This window comes from Streptomyces sp. 135 (genome assembly GCF_020026305.1).
Classification (GTDB): Bacteria; Actinomycetota; Actinomycetes; order Streptomycetales; family Streptomycetaceae; genus Streptomyces.
In genome coordinates, this window is record NZ_CP075691.1 from 6061443 (window position 1) to 6078765 (window position 17323).

Genomic DNA, 17323 nt, shown 5'->3' on the forward strand with positions numbered 1-17323 from the left:
CGTGGCGCCCCGGGCTCAGGCGGCCGCCTTGATCGCCGAGATGTCGAAGTTCAGCTTGATCTTGTCGGAGACGAGCACGCCGCCGGTCTCCAGCGCGGCGTTCCAGGTGAGGCCCCACTCCGAACGCAGGATCTCGGCCTTGCCCTCGAAGCCGACGCGCTCGTTGCCGAACGGGTCCGTGGCCGAGCCGTTGAACTCCAGGCCGATGGAGAGCGGCTTCGTCGTGCCGAGGATCGTCAGATCGCCGGTGACGCGGTAGTCGTCGCCGCCGAGGGCCTCCGCCTTGGTGGTGCGGAAGGTCATCTCGGGGAACTCCTCCGCCTTGAAGAAGTCCGCGCTCTTCAGGTGGCCGTCACGGTCGGCGTTGCCGGTGTCGATGCTGTCCATCCGTACGTCGATGGAAGCCGTCGAGCGGGACGGGTCGGCGCCGTCCAGGTGCAGTGTGCCGGAGACGTCGCGGAACGATCCCTTGACGTTCGTGACCATGGCGTGCCGGGCGACGAAGCCGATCGTCGAGTGGGCGGGGTCGATCGTGTAGTCACCGGTCAGCGCGGCGAGCGCCGGGTCGATCGCGACGGGCGCGGTGGCCGGGGTGGTGGCTGTGGTGTCGTTCTTGCGGCCGAAGAGACCCATGGCGTGCTCCTTGGGGGGACGAGCTCTACTGGGGAGCTGTTCTTGTTGAAGGTTCAACGAGATTCAAGGTAGCGCGATTCGGTTCAATATTCAACTTCTGGGTTCAACTTCGTAGGTCTGTTGGCTGCTGGATCCCGGAAGTGGTGGGCCCTCCCGTGCCACTCTGGCGCGGCCGACGCTTGCGATGGCACCACAATGGTGCCACTATGGCGTCATGAAACTCACTCAGTACGTCGACCAGCTCCGGCAGGAGCTCGCGGTGGCCGCCGAGGCCGGTGGCGAAGAGGCCCGCGCCCTGGCCGAGCGCCTCACCGCCCCGCTCGAATCGGCCGCGCGGCTCACCCTCCTGAACGCCCTGTCCGCCGCCGCGGAAGAGATCACCAGCGATCTCGCGCCGGGCTCGGTGGACGTGCGACTGCGCGGTCTCGACCCCGAGTTCGTGGTGACGCCCCCGCCGACGGCGGAGCCGTTCGACGCCGAGGCGGAGTACGCGGCGCTGATGGCGGTGAAGCCGCCCACGCCCCCCGCCCCCGAGGCTCCGGACGACGGAGCCACGGCCCGCATCAACCTCCGCCTGCCCACGTGAAGTCGCGACAAGCTGGCCCTGGCTCTCCCTCTCGCGGCCCTCCAGCCCGGCGGCGGGCCGGGCGACCAAACCGCCGCGAGGCCCGCGGCTTCGGCGGCGGCTTCACGGGCTGGGTGCGCTGACCGGCCCCCACGAGCCGTCGCCGCCACGCCCCTCACCGCTTCGCTGCTTCACCCACACCGACACCGAGCCCCCTGGGGCTCGTCGAGCCACCAGGACGGGACAGCCATGCCTGCTTTCGACACCCCCGAGCCCATCACCGCCACCCTCTCCATCGAGGCCGGATCCTTCCGCGTCATCGCGGGGGACGGCGCCTCCACGGTCGTCGACGTACGCCCCAACAGCGAGACCAGGGAGGCGGACGTCAGGGCCGCCGAGCGCACCCGCGTCGAGTTCGCGAACGGGACGCTCCTGGTCAAGGGGCCCAAGGAGCTGTCCCCCTTCTCCAAGGGCTCCTCGATCGACGTGGAGGTCACGCTGCCGGCCGGCTCCGAGGTGCGGGCCACCGCCGCGCTGGCACACTTCTCGGCCAGGGGCAGGCTCGGCGACTGCGAGGTCAAGACATCCGCCGGTGACATCCAGCTGGAACAGGCGGGCGCCCTGCGGCTGACCACGGGTTACGGCGAGGTCTCCGTCGGCCGCGCGAACGGCTCGGCCCACGTCACCACGGCCTCCGGCGAGATCCGGCTCGCGGCGGCCAAGGGCGCCGTGACCGTCAAGAACTCCAACGGGATCGTCGACCTCGGCGAGATCGAGGGCGAGCTCTCGGTCAAGGTGTCGAACGGCTCCGTCACCGTCGAGCGCGCGGCGGCGGACGTGACGGTGAAGAGCGCCAACGGCGCCATCCGCGTGGGCGAGTTGGCGAGCGGCACGGCCGTCCTGGAAACAGCCGCGGGCCAGGTCGAGTTCGGCGTACGCGAGGGGACGGCGGCCTGGCTCGACGTGCGGACCCGCGCGGGAGCCGTGCGCAACGCGCTGGCGGAGGCCGAGCCGCCGGCCGAGCCCGCGGACACGCTCAAGGTGCGGGCCCGCACCGGGATGGGTGACATCACGATCCGCCGGGCCTGACCGCCCGGGCGCCCTTCGCCGAGGGGCCGCCTGCCTGTCCTCTCCACACGCCCCGCGCATCGCCACGGAATCAGTATCGAACTGGTGTCCGGTAATGGTGCTGCCCGAAAGCCCCGCGAACCCTTGAACCTCGGCCCCGCGCCCCCGAACCGAAAGGGACCAAGCAATGACCGTCCCCCACCAGCCGCCGGCCCCCGCCGCCATCACCGCCACCGGCCTGCGCAAGTCCTTCGGCGAGAAGACCGTGCTCGACGGCATCGACCTGCACATCCCGAAGGGGTCGATCTTCTCCCTGCTCGGCCCGAACGGCGCCGGCAAGACGACCGCCGTACAGATCCTCTCGACGCTGATCACCCCGGACGCCGGCGACGTGCGCGTCGCGGGCCACGACCTGGCCCGCGACCCCGGGGCGGTCCGCGCGTCGATCGGCGTCACCGGTCAGTTCTCGGCCGTCGACAACCTGCTGACCGGCGAGGAGAACCTGCTCCTGATGGCGGAGCTCTACGGATACCGCCGCCGCCAGGCGAGGCGACTCGCCGCAGGCCTCGTCGAGCGGTTCGACCTGGTGGAGGCCGCGAAGAGGCCCGCCTCGACGTACTCGGGCGGCATGCGGCGCCGCCTCGACATCGCGATGACCCTGGTCGGCGATCCGGGCGTCATCTTCCTCGACGAGCCGACCACCGGCCTCGACCCGCGCAGCCGCCACGGCATGTGGGAGATCGTCCGCGAACTCGTCGGCGACGGCGTGACCGTCTTCCTGACGACGCAGTACCTGGAAGAAGCCGATCAGCTCGCCGACCGCATCGCGGTGCTGAACGGCGGCAAGCTCGTCGCCGAGGGCACCCCCGCCGAACTCAAGCGCCTCGTCCCCGGCGGCCACGTCGTCCTGCGGTTCCCCGACGCGGCCGGCCTGGACCGCGCCGCCCGCGCCCTCGGCGTCGGCACCGCCGACAGCGAGGCACTCACCCTCCAGGTCCCCGGCGACGGCAGCGTGAAGTCCGTGAAGGCCCTGCTCGACTGGGTCGAGGCCACGGAGGCCGAGGTCGAGGGCCTCGCGATCGACACCCCCGACCTCGACGACGTCTTCTTCGCCGTGACCGGCCACCCGACGACGCGTCCGGCTGCCCCGACAACGTGACCGGCCGTCCCGACAACGAGAAAGCGACGACCCGATGAGCGCCTCCACCGCCCCCACGTCCACCGCGGCCCCGGCGGCCGTCGTCCGCCCGCGCCCCGCCGCCCCGTCGGCCCTGCGCAACTCCCTGACCATGCTGCGCCGCAACCTCAAGCACGCCCGCCGCTACCCGGCCATGACGATCAGCCTGGTCAGCATGCCCATCGCCATGCTGCTGCTCTTCAACTACGTCTTCGGCGGCACGATGTCGGCCGGCATGGGCGGCCAGGGGTCCGGTGACTACATCGAGTACCTCGTCCCCGGCATCCTGCTGATGGCCGTCGGTTCGGGCGTCCTGCCCACCACGGTCGGTGTCTGCACCGACATGACCGAGGGCATCGTGACCCGCTTCCGGACGATGCCGGTCAACGGCTCATCGATCCTCACGGGGCGCGCCGTCGGCGCCGTCATCCAGACGCTGCTGAGCATCGTCCTCGTGATCGGCGTCGCCTTCCTCGCGGGCTTCCGCTCCGGCGCCGAGCCCGTCGAGTGGATCGCCGCGGCCGGTCTTCTCACCCTCATGTGCTGCGCCCTCACCTGGCTCGCGGTCGCGCTCGGCCAGCTGGTCAAGGCCCCCGAGGCGGCCAGCAGCGTCGCCCTGCCCTTCTCCTTCCTGCTGCCGTTCCTCAGCAGCGCCTTCGTGCCGCTCGGCTCGATGCCGGACTGGCTGCGCCACTTCGCCGAGTGGCAGCCGTACACCGCCTTCATCGAGACCCTGCGCGGGCTGCTCCTCGGTGACGAGATCGGTCGCTACGGGCCGCTGGCCGTCGGCTGGGGCGTACTGATCACGGTCGGCGGATTCCTCTGGGCGCGGTCCCTGTTCAACCGCGACGCCACCCGCTGAGACTCCGCGGCTTGTCGGCCCCCGCCAACTCGGCCCGCACCCGGTGGGCGGCGGCACGGGCCGTGCCGCTACGGTGCGGGAACGGCGTGCACCGGCCGCCGCTGTGAGCCGTGTCTCAGTCGGCCAGGGCGCCTCCCGGGCCATGGCGCGGGCCCCTTTTTGTGGAGACCCCACAGAGGCTGCGGCTGTGAGCAGTCACTTCTTCAGCAACCCCGCCCGCTTCTGTCCGGGGCTGCCAGGAAAACGGCCCGGAGACTGTACGGAGTCGACGGTCCGTTTCCCCGCGGGCGCTCCGTAAGGTCGCTACATGACCGTTTTGGACGAGACCGCCTCCTCCGGGGGCGAGCCCACCGACGCGCGTGGGCGTGTGGCCGAACTGCACGAAATCCGTGCGGAGGCGCTGCGCGGACCCAGCGAGAAGGCGACCGAGGCGCAGCACGCCAAGGGCAAGCTGACCGCACGCGAGCGGATCGAGCTGCTCCTCGACCCGGGCTCGTTCAATGAGGTCGAGCAGCTGCGCAGGCACCGCGCCACGGGCTTCGGCCTGGAGGCCAAGAAGCCGTACACCGACGGTGTCATCACCGGCTGGGGCACGGTCGAGGGCCGTACGGTCTTCGTCTACGCGCACGACTTCCGCATCTTCGGCGGCGCGCTCGGCGAGGCGCACGCCACGAAGATCCACAAGATCATGGACATGGCCATCGCGGCCGGTGCGCCGCTGGTCTCGTTGAACGACGGCGCGGGCGCCCGTATCCAGGAGGGCGTCAGCGCGCTCGCGGGCTACGGCGGCATCTTCCAGCGCAACACCAAGGCCTCCGGTGTCATCCCGCAGATCAGCGTGATGCTCGGCCCGTGCGCGGGCGGCGCGGCGTACTCGCCCGCCCTCACCGACTTCGTGTTCATGGTGCGCGAGACCTCACAGATGTTCATCACGGGGCCGGACGTGGTCCGCGCGGTGACGGGTGAGGAGATCACCCAGAACGGCCTCGGCGGCGCGGACGTGCACGCCGGGACGTCGGGCGTCGCGCACTTCGCGTACGACGACGAGGAGACCTGCCTCGCCGAGGTCCGTTACCTCATCTCGATGCTCCCCTCGAACAACCGGGAGAACCCCCCGGCGCACGAGTCCGAGGACCCGGCCGAGCGCCGCTCGGACGTGCTGCTCGACCTGGTCCCGGCGGACGGCAACCGCCCGTACGACATGATCAAGGTCATTGAGGAGATCGTCGACGACGGCGATTACCTGGAGGTCCACGAGCGGTGGGCGCGCAACATCATCTGCGCGCTGGCCCGCCTGGACGGCAAGGTCGTCGGGATCGTCGCCAACCAGCCGCAGTCGCTCGCCGGTGTGCTGGACATCGAGGCGTCGGAAAAGGCCGCACGTTTCGTCCAGATGTGCGACGCTTTCAATATCCCGATCGTGACGCTGCTTGACGTGCCGGGCTTCCTGCCCGGCGTCGACCAGGAGCACGGCGGCATCATCCGCCACGGCGCCAAACTGCTCTACGCGTACTGCAACGCCACCGTGCCCCGCATCTCGCTCATCCTGCGCAAGGCCTACGGCGGCGCCTACATCGTCATGGACTCCCAGTCCATCGGCGCCGACCTGACCTACGCCTGGCCGACGAACGAGATCGCGGTGATGGGCGCCGAGGGCGCGGCCAACGTGATCTTCCGCCGGCAGATCGCCGCCGCCGAGGACCCCGAGGCCATGCGCGCCCGCATGGTCAAGGAGTACAAGGCCGAGCTGATGCACCCCTACTACGCCGCCGAACGCGGCCTGGTGGACGACGTCATCGACCCCGCAGAGACCCGCGAGGTGCTCATCAACTCCCTCGCGATGCTCGCCAACAAGCACGCCGACCTGCCTTCGCGCAAGCACGGCAACCCCCCGCAGTAGCCCACAAGGAGAACGCTGCACATGACACCCCCCGACATCCGTGTCGAAAAGGGCCACGCCGAGCCCGAGGAAGTCGCGGCCATCACCGCGATCCTGCTGGCCCGCGCCGCCGCCCGGCCCGCCGCCCCGGCCCGCCGCGGCCGTGACAAGGCCGGCTGGCGCCGCCTGGAGCGCACCCCGGGCTTCCGCGCCCCGCACAGCTGGCAGGGCTGACACCCCCCGCACCACCAAGGCCCCGCACTCCTCCGGGAGGGCGGGGCCTTACGCGTCCCCGAAGGGGCACGGGGAACTGTCGCGCCCGCCGATACCCGGCGCGCTCCCGCCGAAGGCCTGACCCGCCTCGCCCCCACAATCCTCTCCGGAACTGACAGGGGCCCGCACGCCGCAGCGTGCGGGCCCTCATCCGCGTACCGGCAAGAAAGGCGCGTGCTAACGGAGCCGCGCCATCAGCGCGTGCTCGACCAGTGTGATCAGCGCGCTCTTCGCGTCCGCGCGGTGTCGCGCGTCGGTGGTGATGATCGGCGTGTCCGGGCCGATCTGGAGCGCCTCGCGGACCTCGTCGGGCGTGTACGGCTGGTGGCCGTCGAAGCCGTTGAGGGCGATCACGAAGGGAAGGCCGGAGTTCTCGAAGTAGTCGACGGCGGGGAAGCAGTCGGCGAGCCGCCTCGTGTCGACCAGGACGACCGCGCCGATGGCGCCACGGACCAGGTCGTCCCACATGAACCAGAAGCGGTCCTGTCCGGGCGTACCGAAGAGGTACAGGATCAGGTCCTGGTCCAGGGTGATGCGGCCGAAGTCCATGGCGACGGTGGTCGTCGTCTTGTCTCCGGTGTGGGTGAGGTCGTCGATGCCCGCGGACGCGGACGTCATGACGGCCTCGGTGCGCAGCGGGTTGATCTCAGAGACCGCCCCGACGAACGTGGTCTTGCCCACGCCGAAGCCGCCCGCCACCACGATTTTCGCGCTGGTGGTGGAGCGGGCTGTTGCTCCGCCGCTAGAGCTTGCGAAGTCCACTGAGCACCCTTTCGAGCAGTGTCACGTCTGGCTGGCCGCCGGCGGACTCGTCGCCGCCGGGCTGGTGGATGGCGACAAGTCCGGCCTCCGCCAGGTCGGCTACGAGGATCCGGGCGACGCCCAGGGGAATGGAGAGCAGTGCCGAGATCTCAGCGACTGACTTGATCTCGCGGCACAGGTTGCAGATCCGCTGATGCTCGGGCAACTGGCCCTGGAGCTGGTGCGGGGCGGCGGTGGTGTGCACCAGCGCCTCGATGGCGAGCTGGTAGCGCGGCCTGGTGCGGCCGCCCGTCATGGCGTACGGCCGCACCAGTGGGTTGTGCGCCAGAAGCGGGCGCCCGGTGCGGGTGGGGGCTGCTGGCTCACTCCGGGCCTCACCACTATGACGGCTCCTGGTCTGTAGCCGCTCGCTCATCAGGGCTCGAGAGCCCCTGGCCATCTCGGTGTCACTGCCATGAGTGTGCGTCGCGGCCGCTCGGACGTCCGCCGGTCGGGTCACGGTTGCTCAGCCTGGCTCCCGCGAGCGTCCCTCGGGGTCGCGGGAGACCTGGGGGCCGCCCTGTGGGGTCTGTTCGGCGGTGCCCTCGACCAGATTGGCCTTGGGCACCCGCCGCGGGAGCCCGGACGGGGTGACCCCGCCCGCCTTCGGCTCCTTGAGGCGCTCGGCCCGCTGCCAGCGCTCGTCGTTGGACGAACGCCAGTCGGAGCCGTCCCGGCCGCCCTGGGCATCGCCCTGACCGCCCTGGCCGTCCTGACCGGCACCCGCGTCGGGGGCGCTCCCGTTCCCGTTCGGGGACGAGGAGCCGCGGCGGGGGAGACCCGCTTCGGTCATGTCGTGGACGACGGACGGAGCCGGTCCCGGCCGCTCGAAGCCTACGCGCTCGGAGTCGGCCGCGGGGGCCGCCTGAGCGGATTCCGCTTCCTGCCCGTACTCGGGCTGGTAGCCGTCACCGCTGGGCCAGTCGTCCTGACGGGACCGCTCCGGATAGGAGATCTGGGGGTCCTGGTAGCCGCCTTGGGCCGCGGCCGCCGCGTCGGGGTAGTACTGCTCGTCGTACGCGGGCGCCTGCTGCTGCTCGTTGCCGTAACCGCCCTCGGCGTACTGCGTGTTGGCGTACGGGTCCTGGGTGTACTGATCGGTGGCGTACTGCTCACCGGCGTACTGCTCGTTGCCGTACGCGTTCTGGCCCTGGTCGTAGGTGACCTGCCGCTGCTCGTCGTACGCCGGCGCCTGCTGCTGCTCGTACGCGCCCTGCTGTGGCTGCTCGTGCTGCGGCCGCTGCGGCTCCACCTCGTCGCGGAAGAGCGGGCGGCTGCCGCCCGGCTGCTGGGCCTGTGCCTCCAGGGCGGCCCGGCGCTCCTCACGCATCAGGGAACGGCCGACGGGGTCGAGGCCGTGCTGACCCTCGGCGCCGTCACCGTGGTAGCGGCTGTCGTCGAAGCCCAGCTCCGCGGCGGTGTGCAGCGGCTCGGCCTCCAGGACCTGCTGCTCCGGGATGATCGACGAGACGGTGAACTCGGGGTCCTGTGCGTGGTGTTCGCCGCCGCCACCGTGCGTGATCCCGTCCGGCAGCATGACCAGAGAGGTCGTGCCCGCCTGCTCGCCCGAGGGGCGCAGCTGGACGCGGATGCCGTGCCGGTCGGCGAGGCGGCCGACCACGAACAGGCCCATGCGCTGCGAGATCGCGGCGTCCACGGTCGGCGGGTTGGCCAGCTTGTGGTTGATGTCCGCGAAGTCCTCGGCGGTGAGGCCGATGCCCTTGTCGTGGATCTCGACCATGATGCGGCCGTCGGGCAGCCGGGTCGCGGTGACGCGGACCTTGGTCTGCGGGGAGGAGAACGTGGTGGCGTTCTCCAGGAGCTCGGCGAGCAGGTGCACGAGGTCGGTCACCGCGAGGCCGTGGATCTCGGCCTCCGGGACGCCCGACAGCTCGATGCGCTCGTACTGCTCCACCTCGGAGGAGGCGGCGCGCAGCACGTCGACCAGCGGGACCGGCTGGTCCCAGCGGCGGCCCGGCTCCTCGCCGGAGAGGACCAGGAGGTTCTCGCCGTTGCGGCGCATACGGGTCGCCAGGTGGTCCAGGCGGAAGAGGTTCTCCAGCTGGTCCGGGTCGGCTTCGTTGTTCTCCAGGTCGGTGATGAGGGTCAGCTGGCCCTCGATCAGCGACTGGTTGCGGCGCGAGAGGTTGGTGAAGATCGCGTTGATGTTGCCGCGGAGCAGCGCCTGCTCGGCGGCGAGCCGCACGGCCTCGCGGTGCACCTGGTCGAAGGCGCGGGCGACCTCGCCGATCTCGTCCGTGGAGGTGATCGGGATGGGCTGCACACGGGTGTCGACGCGGCCGGGGTCGGTGCGCGAGAGCTGGTCGACGAGCATCGGCAGGCGCTGCTCGGCGATGTCGAAGGCGGCGGTGCGCAGCTGACGCATCGAGCGGGACATCTGGCGGGCCATCATCCCGGCCAGGATGAAGGCGGCGAGCAGCGCGAGCACCACGATGGCGCCCGTGATGTACGCGTTGCGCTGCGCGGTGGCGGCGATGTCGGAGGCCTCGTCCACGGCCTTGTCGGCGAGGTCCGACTCGATGGTGCGGTAGGCGTCGAACTTGGCGGTGGTCGTCGCCCACCAGGCCTGGCGCGTGATGCCCTTGCCGGCCAGCTCGACGCGGGCGCTCGGCTGCGTGCTCGGCAGGGTCGCGAGGGCGGCGACCATCTTCTCCTGGCTGGGCGCCGGGTTCGCCTGCTTCTCGGCGGCGGCCTTCAGTTCCTTCTTCGCCTGCTCCAGCTTGGCGACGTCCTCGGGGGTGCCGCCACCGGTGTACTCCTCGATGGCGATGCGCTCCAGGTAGGCGTACGAGGAGAGCGAGGTGCGCTGGAGCGCGAGCGAGCCGGTGCCGGGGCCCGGCTTGACGAGCAGGTGCGTGCCGAGGGACCGCTGGAGCGACAGCGCGGCCTTGGAGAGCGAGATCGCGTAGACGGTGCGGCCGTAGCTGGTGATGTTGCCGGTGCCCAGACCGAGTTCGTTGGCGAACTCCATCAGGGGGTGCTGGATGGCGACGTAGCCCTCTTCGGTCTTCGCGCCGCTGAGCTTGGTGGTGTACGCGGCCTGGCGCAGCGGCGCCAGGTGCGGCTCGACCTTGCGGAAGGCGGCCAGACGGCGGTTGAGGCCTTCCTTGTCCGGCATCTCCTCGACGGCGTCCTTGAACGCGGCGGCCGCCTTGTCGGTGGCCTTGCGGGCCCTGACGACGACGGGGTCGTTGCGCTTGCCGTTCAGCAGCGGTGCGGCGGAGAGGTCGCGCTCCTCGATGAGGCGGTTGCCGTAGTCGAGGGAGGCCCGCACCAGGCGGGCCGTGCTCTCGGCGTCCTGGGCCTCGCTCCAGGTGTCGATGGAGCCCTTCACCTGGAAGCCGCCCATGACGAGACCGACGAGCACGGGTATGAGCAGGATCGCGTTCAGCCTGGTCGGTACGCGCCAGTTGCGGGGGGACATCCGTCCGCCGGAGGAAGCCGGGGGCTCGTTGCCGGGAGTGGGGCTCACGTCAACGGGGGACGCCGCTGTGCGCGGCGGCGGGGTGAAGTTGCCCCGCGCGTCCCCGGTGGGGGGTGCCGCGGGGCTCGTCTTGCTTCGCCTCACTCGACCAACAACCTCTCGGCGGCGGCACTCACTCTCGTGCCGCTGTCGTCTCCAAGGCCCGTGCTACTGGGCAGTTCAGCGCATTCCAGCACGTCAGGCATCGCTCTACCAAACAGTGGGAAGACGAAGTCGGGAGTGGTGTAAGCCTCAGATAAATCGGTCATAAAGAGCGAGCCCCGCCAAAAGACGGGGCTCTTGTGCGCACAGCGACACCGGGCGACCGCGACGCGTGGCGGCCACCGGGGCAATTCTCTGTCGAAACGTTATGAACACGCGGGGCGGTCGTGTCAAAAGACACAGACCGCTCCGCGTGGCCTACGACAACTGCCGTATACACCTGCCTACTTGAGACGTGCCATAAGTGCGTGTTCAACCAGTGTGATCAGGCCACTCTTTGCGTCTGCACGGTGTCGCGCGTCGGTGGTGATGATCGGCGTACCCGGACCGATCTGGAGCGCCTCGCGCACCTCGTCGGGCGTGTACGGCTGGTGGCCGTCGAAGCCGTTGAGGGCGATCACGAAGGGAAGTCCGGAGTTCTCGAAGTAGTCGACGGCGGGGAAGCAGTCGGCGAGCCGCCTCGTGTCGACCAGGACGACCGCGCCGATGGCGCCACGGACCAGGTCGTCCCACATGAACCAGAAGCGGTCCTGTCCGGGCGTACCGAAGAGGTACAGGATCAGGTCCTGGTCCAGGGTGATGCGGCCGAAGTCCATCGCCACCGTCGTGGTGGTCTTGTCCCCGGTGTGGGTCAGGTCGTCGATGCCCGCGGACGCGGACGTCATGACGGCCTCGGTGCGCAGCGGGTTGATCTCCGAGACGGCCCCTACGAACGTGGTCTTGCCCACGCCGAAGCCGCCCGCCACCACGATCTTGGCGGAGGTGGTGGAACGGCCCGAGCCGGAGCCTGAGCCACCCGAGCCGTTAGAGCTTGCGAAGTCCACTGAGCACCCTTTCGAGCAGTGTCACGTCAGGCTGGCCGCCGGCGGACTCGTCGCCGCCGGGCTGGTGGATGGCGACGAGCCCGGCCTCGGCCAGGTCCGCCACGAGGATCCGCGCCACCCCGAGCGGCATCGACAGGAGGGCGGAGACCTCGGCCACCGACTTGACCTCACGGCACAGGTGGCAGATCCGCTGGTGCTCGGGGAGCAGCCCCATCAGCTGGGCCGGATCGGCCGTCGTGCTCACCAGCGCCTCTATCGCGAGCTGATAGCGGGGCCGGGTCCGGCCGCCGGTCATCGCATACGGACGCACCAGCGGCTGGTCGCCCTCCATTCCGTACGAGGGATCGCCGTACGGGTTGTGAGAGGCGGTGGGCGGGGTCATGGATCCTCCGGGCGGGACAGCAGGTCATCTGCGTGTGCCGTCTGACAGAGCCGGTGGGGGCAGTGTGGCGGCCGGACGGTTGGTCAGTACGTTCGGTCGGTGGGGCGGCCGAAGGGGCGAAAGCTCTTTCGGAGCCGGCTTGGGGCTAGTGGAGCAGGCTGCCCTGCAACTCGGCGCGGAGGTCCGGGGTGAGTACGGCGCCCGCCCGGTCGACGAGCAGGGCCATCTCGTATCCGACGAGGCCGATGTCGCACTCGGGGTGCGCGAGCACGGCCAGGGACGAACCGTCCGAGACCGACATGATGAAGAGGAACCCCCGCTCCATCTCCACCACGGTCTGCGTGACGGTGCCGCCCTCGAAGATCCGGGAGGCCCCGGCCGTGAGGGAGGTGAGCCCGGAGGCCACCGCGGCGAGCTGGTCGGCCCGATCGCGCGGGAAGCCTTCGGACATGGCCAGAAGGAGGCCGTCGGCGGAGACCACGACCGTGTGGGACACCCCGGGGGTGTTGTCCACGAAGTTGGTGATCAACCAGTTCAGATTCTGTGCCGCCTGGCTCATCGGACTCAACTAACGCTCCTGCTGGTGAGTGGGGCGAGGGAAACTGCCGGTCTGGCCGGTACCGGCCTGGCGACCCTGCTGAATGCCCCGACGGAGATTCGTCAGCCGGCCGCGGACGTCATCGGGCGCACGCGAGACCTGCGGACCCGTGCTGCTTTCCTGCTGCTGCTGGGCCGTGCCCGCGACCAGGTTGGCCCGCGGGACGCGGCGCGGCAGTCCAGAGGTGGTGATGCCGCCCGCGGTGGGCTGGCGGACGCGCTCGGCCTGGCGGCCCAGCTCGTCGTTGGGCGAGGAACGCCAGGTGGTGCCGGCGCCGCCATTGCTGTTCGCGTTCGCGTTCGTGTTCGCCGGAGCGGCCGTGCCCGGGCGCTGGGGACGCGACGGCAGCGGTTGCTGCTGGTCGCCGCCCTGGGGCGCCTGCTGCTGCTCCTGCTGACGGCTCTGCTGCTCGGCCTGCGCCCGCTGGTTCTGCTGCTGCTGGAACCAGTTGGTCTCCAGCGTGTCGTACAGCGGTGTACGACCGTCACCGGGACCGGCGGCGGGCAGCAGGTCCTCGGGCCGCGCGGAGGCGGGCTGCGCGGGCAGCGCGTGCTGCCCGGTGGCGTGCGGCTGCTGCTGTCCGGAGACCTGCGGGTGCTGCCCGGTGGCCTGCGGCTGCTGGGGCAGGCCCTGGTGGGCGTCGCCCTGGCCGCGGCGCGGGGCCGGCGGGCGCGGGACGGTGTAGTCGGGCATCTCCCGGCCGCCCTGCTGCGCCGGGCCGCCCGCCTGGTCCTGCTGCTGACCCGGCTGGTTCTGCCGCCGGCCGGGCCGGCCCTGCTGGGGGTTTTGCTGCGCGTCGCCCTGGCCGCCGAAGACGTCCGAGCGGACGAACTGGCCCGTGCCCTGGTCCTGCGGCGCGGGCGTGCCGGGCGGCGGCGCGTTGAAGTCCGGGCGGGGGAACTCCGCGGTGGAGCCGGGGCCCTGCCGGTCGTCGGGAGCCGCCGTGGGCTGCGCGAACTGACCGGTGGACTCGTGCTCCTCGTGACCGCGCGGGGCGTCGAAGGGCTCGTGCGAGACCTGCGGCTGCGCGTTCTCGTCGCTCCAACTGGGCACGCGCGGCTGCGGGTTGCCCCCGGGCAGCTCGGCACGCGGCCCCCCACGGGGCGGCAGCTGAGGCCGACGCCCCTGGTCACCGGCGTCGGCCGGCGGGTTCATGGCGTTCGTACGCTGCTGGGGGACCGGAGGCTGCTGCGCACCGCCGCCGCGACCACCCTGGGGCGCCTGCGACTGCTGTGCCTGCGGTGGTTGCTGAGTCTGCGGTCGACGGCCCTGCGGAGCGCCTGCGCCCTGCGGACGCTGCTGTCCGCCGTCGCGGGCGGGCAGCGCGGCCCGCGGGCCCGAACCGGCGACCTGCTGGCGCGGCGCACCGGCACCCTGCCGACCCGCACCGCCCGGACCGCGGCGGCGGGCCGCCGCCGAGCGCAGGGACCGCCGCGGCCGGGACCACTGCCGAGGCAGGGCCGCCGTTGCCCGTCTGCCCCGCGGCGCGCGCCGCGGCACCCGCGGCGGCCTGAGCCGCGGCGGGACCGCCGGTCACACCGGGAGCACCGGGCTTGCCGGGCACCTTCTTGCCGCCCTGGGCGACATCGACGGGCAGCATGACCAGCGCGGTCGTACCACCGGAGTCGGAGGGGCGCAGCTGGATGCGGATGCCGTGGCGCTGCGAGAGGCGGCCGACCACGAACAGACCCATGCGACGGGAGACGGAGACGTCCACGGTGGGCGGCGAGGCGAGCCGCTCGTTGATCGCGGCGAGGTCCTCGGGGGAGAGGCCGATGCCGGTGTCGTGGATCTCGATGAGCACGCGGCCGTCGGGCAGCGCGTGACCGGTGACCTTCACCTTGGTCTGCGGCGAGGAGAACGAGGTGGCGTTCTCCAGCAGCTCGGCGAGGAGGTGCACGAGGTCGTTGACCACGCGGCCCGCGACCTCGGTGGCGGGCACGGCGGAGAGTTCGATGCGCTCGTACTGCTCCACCTCGGAGGCGGCGGCACGCAGCACGTCGACCAGCGGCACGGGCCGCGTCCAGCGGCGGCCCGGCTCCTCACCGGCGAGGACGAGGAGGTTCTCACCGTTACGGCGCATGCGGGTCGCGAGGTGGTCGAGCTTGAAGAGCGAGGAGAGCTGGTCCGGGTCGGCCTCGCGGGACTCCAGCTCGGAGATGAGCGAGAGCTGGCGCTGGATGAGGCCCTGGGAGCGGCGCGAGAGGTTGGTGAACATCGCGTTGACGTTGCCCCGCAGGAGGGCCTGCTCGGCGGCGAGGCGGACGGCCTCGCGGTGCACGTCGTCGAAGGCCGCGGCCACCTGGCCGATCTCGTCCCGGGAGTGCACACCGACGGACTCGACGGAGGTGTCGACGTCCTGCGGGTCGGACTCCGAGAGCTGCTTGACCAGCTCGGGCAGACGGTCCTGGGCGACCTTGGTCGCGGTGTCCTGGAGCCGGCGCAGCGAGCGGATCATGGACCGGGCCACGACGAAGGCGCCGACGAGCGAGACCCCGAGCACGAGCAGGATCAGCGCACCGTTGAGGATGGCCGCCTGCTCCGACTCGTTGCGCAGCTCGCGGGCCTTCTGCTCCATCTCGCCGAGCAGCGTCAGCTCGATCTTCGACATCGCGTCGATCTTGGTGGTGTCGTTGTCGACCCAGTCCTTGTACGACCGCTTGTCCTGGAGCTTGATGCCGCCCTCCTGCTCGAGGACGCGCTTGGCGTACTCGTTGGCGGCCTTGATCTGGGCGTTGCCGCCGTCGATCGGCTTGGTCAGCTCGTCGGGGTTGCCCGCGTAGATCTTGCTGAACGTCTGGAGCTGCGAGCGCTCCTTCTCGTTGGCGCTGAGACCGAAGGTGCGGTCGGTCTCGGAGATCTTGCCGTACTCGCTGTCGTTCGCGGGCAGGGCGGCGGCGATGATCGCCCGCTGCACGGACGCGTACTCCTTGGCCGAGGAGAAGGCGGCCAGGGCGCGCGTGCGCTGGATCATGTCCGGGTTGCTGGTCGCCTGCGCCATGTCCTGCGACAGGGCGAGCAGCTGCTCGACGAGCTGGCTGTAGGCCTCGACGGTCTGCGAGGTGGAGGCGTCGTCGCTGTAGGCGTCCTTGCGGACCTTGTTGATCCCCTGGAGCTGCTGGGTGATCTGGACCGCGCTGTGCCGGACGCCGAGAAGACCCTTCTCGCCGTCCGTGTCGTTCAGGTCCTGGGTGCCCCGCAGGAAGCTGCGGTAGACGCGGTCGGTCTTGTCGCGCGCGCCCTTGACCGTGTAGTCCGTGGCCTTCGCGCCGTGCGCGAGGGGACCGGCCGACTTGTCGCGCTCCTCCTGGAGCGCCGCGGCCAGCGCGGTGGCCTGCTTGGTCATGTCGGTCAGCAGCTTCATGTTGTCGAGCTGCTGGATCTCGTCCAGGGACGAGTTGATGCGGAGCGCGCCGAGCGAGGTCGCGGTGATCACGGGGAGGGCGAGCAGCGAGACCAGTCGGGTGGAGATGCGCCAGTTGCGCAGAGCTATTCGCGAGCCGGGGCCGGTGGGCGGCTTGGCGCCGGACGCACCCTTGCCCTTGCCCTTGGCCGGGGCGGCCGTCGGGCCGCCGCCCGGCACGCTCTGGCGCGCGGCGCCGGAGCCGTCGCCGAGCGCACCCGGGCCGGGGTTCTGGGCGTGCTGGGGCGAGGAGCCGCGGTCGGTTCCGCCGCGCTCCGGCTCCGCCGCGGCATCCCCTCGGCCGCGACCGGCCTGGGGAGACCCCTTGCCATCCCTCTTGAAACGTCCCTGCACTAGCGTCGCAACCTCTGGACCAGGCGTCCTGCCGCGTAACGGCGGGACGGTGTCGGCGTCGTGGGGCGTCAAGCGCCCCATGGGTGGTCGTGAGTGACCGGCGCTGCTCCCCCTTCCCGCCGCCACTCGGCGCTGCGTTGCGCCCCTGCGCGCCGGTTCGATCCCGCGGCGGTCCCGGGAATTCCAGCACAGTGCAGGATCTCCAACAAGGCCCGTGTGTCGCGCCGCGAACCAGGTGACGCGGCGTGAGTGGAGGGTCACGAGCCGTAGAAAGTGATCCAGGAGAAAACGGACTGATCACCGCAAAGCCGCTAAGGGGAGGGGGTGCCCGGGGGGTGTCCCAGTCTTCATGATCAGGAGCGGAATGGTGCCTTCAGTGGCGCAATGTCCGTTTCCAAGTGCGGTGCGGGGGGTGCGATTTGACCTTTTTGCCCGCTCGCTCGTGAGCAAACTCACATGAAGATCATGGCCTCTTCCTGACTTTGGCCGGGAATTGGATGTTTAGCCTGACGCTTTACAGGGATGGCGAATCCGACAAAGCCGCGTCCAGTAGATGACGCCCCAACCGACAAGGTCCGAACAGCAGATGAAGACTGTGCAGTCGACGATGTTCCGCAACATAGCCAACCCGCGCCGCACCACCCTCGCGCATCTCAAGGACGCCGACGACGTCCAGCGCGCGGCCGAACAGCCGGAGCACGCCGTCACCCTGCCCACGCAGACCGCCAACCCCCGGCGCACGATCCTCATGGAGACCCCCGAGGCGTTCACCCCGTCCGGCGCCTGAGGTCGAGCCAC

12 protein-coding genes and 3 pseudogenes are annotated in these 17323 nt (G+C 70.8%); 7 read left to right on the top strand and 8 right to left on the bottom strand.

What is annotated here, in order from left to right:
- Positions 1-15 precede the first annotated feature (15 nt).
- Positions 16-633 (bottom strand): YceI family protein, encoded by a 618-nt coding sequence (locus KKZ08_RS27465; RefSeq protein WP_223776982.1) that lies wholly within the window; start codon positions 631-633, stop codon positions 16-18.
- A 214-nt stretch (positions 634-847) separates the two neighbouring features.
- On the opposite strand from KKZ08_RS27465, the pseudogene KKZ08_RS27470 reads away from it, so the two are divergent.
- The 6 genes and pseudogenes from KKZ08_RS27470 to KKZ08_RS27495 form a co-directional block, all read left to right on the top strand.
- Positions 848-1213: pseudogene (locus tag KKZ08_RS27470) on the top strand (hypothetical protein); the annotation flags it as partial.
- Positions 1214-1447: 234 nt separating this feature from the next.
- Positions 1448-2287, top strand: a complete 840-nt coding sequence (locus KKZ08_RS27475; protein WP_223776983.1) for a DUF4097 family beta strand repeat-containing protein — start codon at positions 1448-1450, stop codon at positions 2285-2287.
- A 166-nt stretch (positions 2288-2453) separates the two neighbouring features.
- The gene (locus KKZ08_RS27480; protein WP_223776984.1) at positions 2454-3425 is read left to right on the top strand and encodes an ATP-binding cassette domain-containing protein; all 972 of its coding nucleotides are present in this window, start codon (positions 2454-2456) and stop codon (positions 3423-3425) included.
- 34 nt (positions 3426-3459) lie between these two features.
- A complete protein-coding gene (locus tag KKZ08_RS27485; protein WP_223776985.1) occupies positions 3460-4305 on the top strand; it encodes an ABC transporter permease in 846 nt (281 codons plus the stop codon).
- A gap of 307 nt (positions 4306-4612) precedes the next feature.
- Positions 4613-6205: an acyl-CoA carboxylase subunit beta gene (locus KKZ08_RS27490; protein WP_223776986.1), complete on the top strand. Its 1593-nt coding sequence runs from the start codon at positions 4613-4615 to the stop codon at positions 6203-6205.
- A gap of 21 nt (positions 6206-6226) precedes the next feature.
- Positions 6227-6418, top strand: a complete 192-nt coding sequence (locus tag KKZ08_RS27495; RefSeq protein WP_223776987.1) for an acyl-CoA carboxylase subunit epsilon — start codon at positions 6227-6229, stop codon at positions 6416-6418.
- 216 nt (positions 6419-6634) lie between these two features.
- Here KKZ08_RS27495 and KKZ08_RS27500 read toward each other — a convergent pair whose 3' ends face one another.
- The 7 genes and pseudogenes from KKZ08_RS27500 to KKZ08_RS27530 all read right to left on the bottom strand — a co-directional run bounded on the left by KKZ08_RS27500 (position 6635) and on the right by KKZ08_RS27530 (position 16525).
- On the bottom strand, positions 6635-7219 hold the full coding sequence (locus KKZ08_RS27500) for an ATP/GTP-binding protein (protein ID WP_030361923.1): 585 nt from the start codon (positions 7217-7219) through the stop codon (positions 6635-6637).
- Positions 7200-7541 (bottom strand): annotated as a pseudogene (locus tag KKZ08_RS27505) (DUF742 domain-containing protein); the annotation flags it as partial. The gene KKZ08_RS27500 and the pseudogene KKZ08_RS27505, both read right to left, overlap by 20 nt.
- Before the next feature lie 183 nt (positions 7542-7724).
- The gene (locus tag KKZ08_RS27510; protein ID WP_276573908.1) at positions 7725-10847 is read right to left on the bottom strand and encodes a nitrate- and nitrite sensing domain-containing protein; all 3123 of its coding nucleotides are present in this window, start codon (positions 10845-10847) and stop codon (positions 7725-7727) included.
- Positions 10848-11188: 341 nt separating this feature from the next.
- The gene (locus KKZ08_RS27515; protein WP_125515316.1) at positions 11189-11788 is read right to left on the bottom strand and encodes an ATP/GTP-binding protein; all 600 of its coding nucleotides are present in this window, start codon (positions 11786-11788) and stop codon (positions 11189-11191) included.
- Entirely contained in the window at positions 11769-12170 is a 402-nt protein-coding gene (locus tag KKZ08_RS27520) for a DUF742 domain-containing protein (RefSeq protein WP_030787427.1), read from the bottom strand. The genes KKZ08_RS27515 and KKZ08_RS27520 overlap by 20 nt, the downstream gene beginning before the upstream one ends.
- Positions 12171-12315: 145 nt before the next feature.
- Entirely contained in the window at positions 12316-12729 is a 414-nt protein-coding gene (locus KKZ08_RS27525) for a roadblock/LC7 domain-containing protein (RefSeq protein ID WP_030787430.1), read from the bottom strand.
- A gap of 9 nt (positions 12730-12738) precedes the next feature.
- A pseudogene (locus tag KKZ08_RS27530) lies at positions 12739-16525 on the bottom strand (nitrate- and nitrite sensing domain-containing protein).
- Positions 16526-17111: 586 nt separating this feature from the next.
- Here KKZ08_RS27530 and KKZ08_RS27535 point away from each other — a divergent pair.
- Positions 17112-17312 carry a hypothetical protein gene (locus KKZ08_RS27535; protein ID WP_223776988.1) on the top strand — a complete coding sequence of 67 codons (201 nt, stop codon included), beginning with the start codon at positions 17112-17114 and terminating at the stop codon, positions 17310-17312.
- The last annotated feature ends 11 nt before the right edge of the window (positions 17313-17323 follow it).

Bases quoted from the DNA above. Each gene is read 5' to 3' on its own strand.
- KKZ08_RS27490 (WP_223776986.1), top strand. From the start codon at position 4,613: ATGACCGTTTTGGACGAGACCGCCTCCTCCGGGGGCGAGCCCACCGAC.
- KKZ08_RS27480 (WP_223776984.1), top strand. From the start codon at position 2,454: ATGACCGTCCCCCACCAGCCGCCGGCCCCCGCCGCCATCACCGCCACC.
- KKZ08_RS27525 (WP_030787430.1), bottom strand. From the start codon at position 12,729: ATGAGCCAGGCGGCACAGAATCTGAACTGGTTGATCACCAACTTCGTG.
- KKZ08_RS27475 (WP_223776983.1), top strand. From the start codon at position 1,448: ATGCCTGCTTTCGACACCCCCGAGCCCATCACCGCCACCCTCTCCATC.
- KKZ08_RS27520 (WP_030787427.1), bottom strand. From the start codon at position 12,170: ATGACCCCGCCCACCGCCTCTCACAACCCGTACGGCGATCCCTCGTAC.
- KKZ08_RS27535 (WP_223776988.1), top strand. From the start codon at position 17,112: ATGAAGACTGTGCAGTCGACGATGTTCCGCAACATAGCCAACCCGCGC.
- KKZ08_RS27485 (WP_223776985.1), top strand. From the start codon at position 3,460: ATGAGCGCCTCCACCGCCCCCACGTCCACCGCGGCCCCGGCGGCCGTC.
- KKZ08_RS27495 (WP_223776987.1), top strand. From the start codon at position 6,227: ATGACACCCCCCGACATCCGTGTCGAAAAGGGCCACGCCGAGCCCGAG.
- KKZ08_RS27465 (WP_223776982.1), bottom strand. From the start codon at position 633: ATGGGTCTCTTCGGCCGCAAGAACGACACCACAGCCACCACCCCGGCC.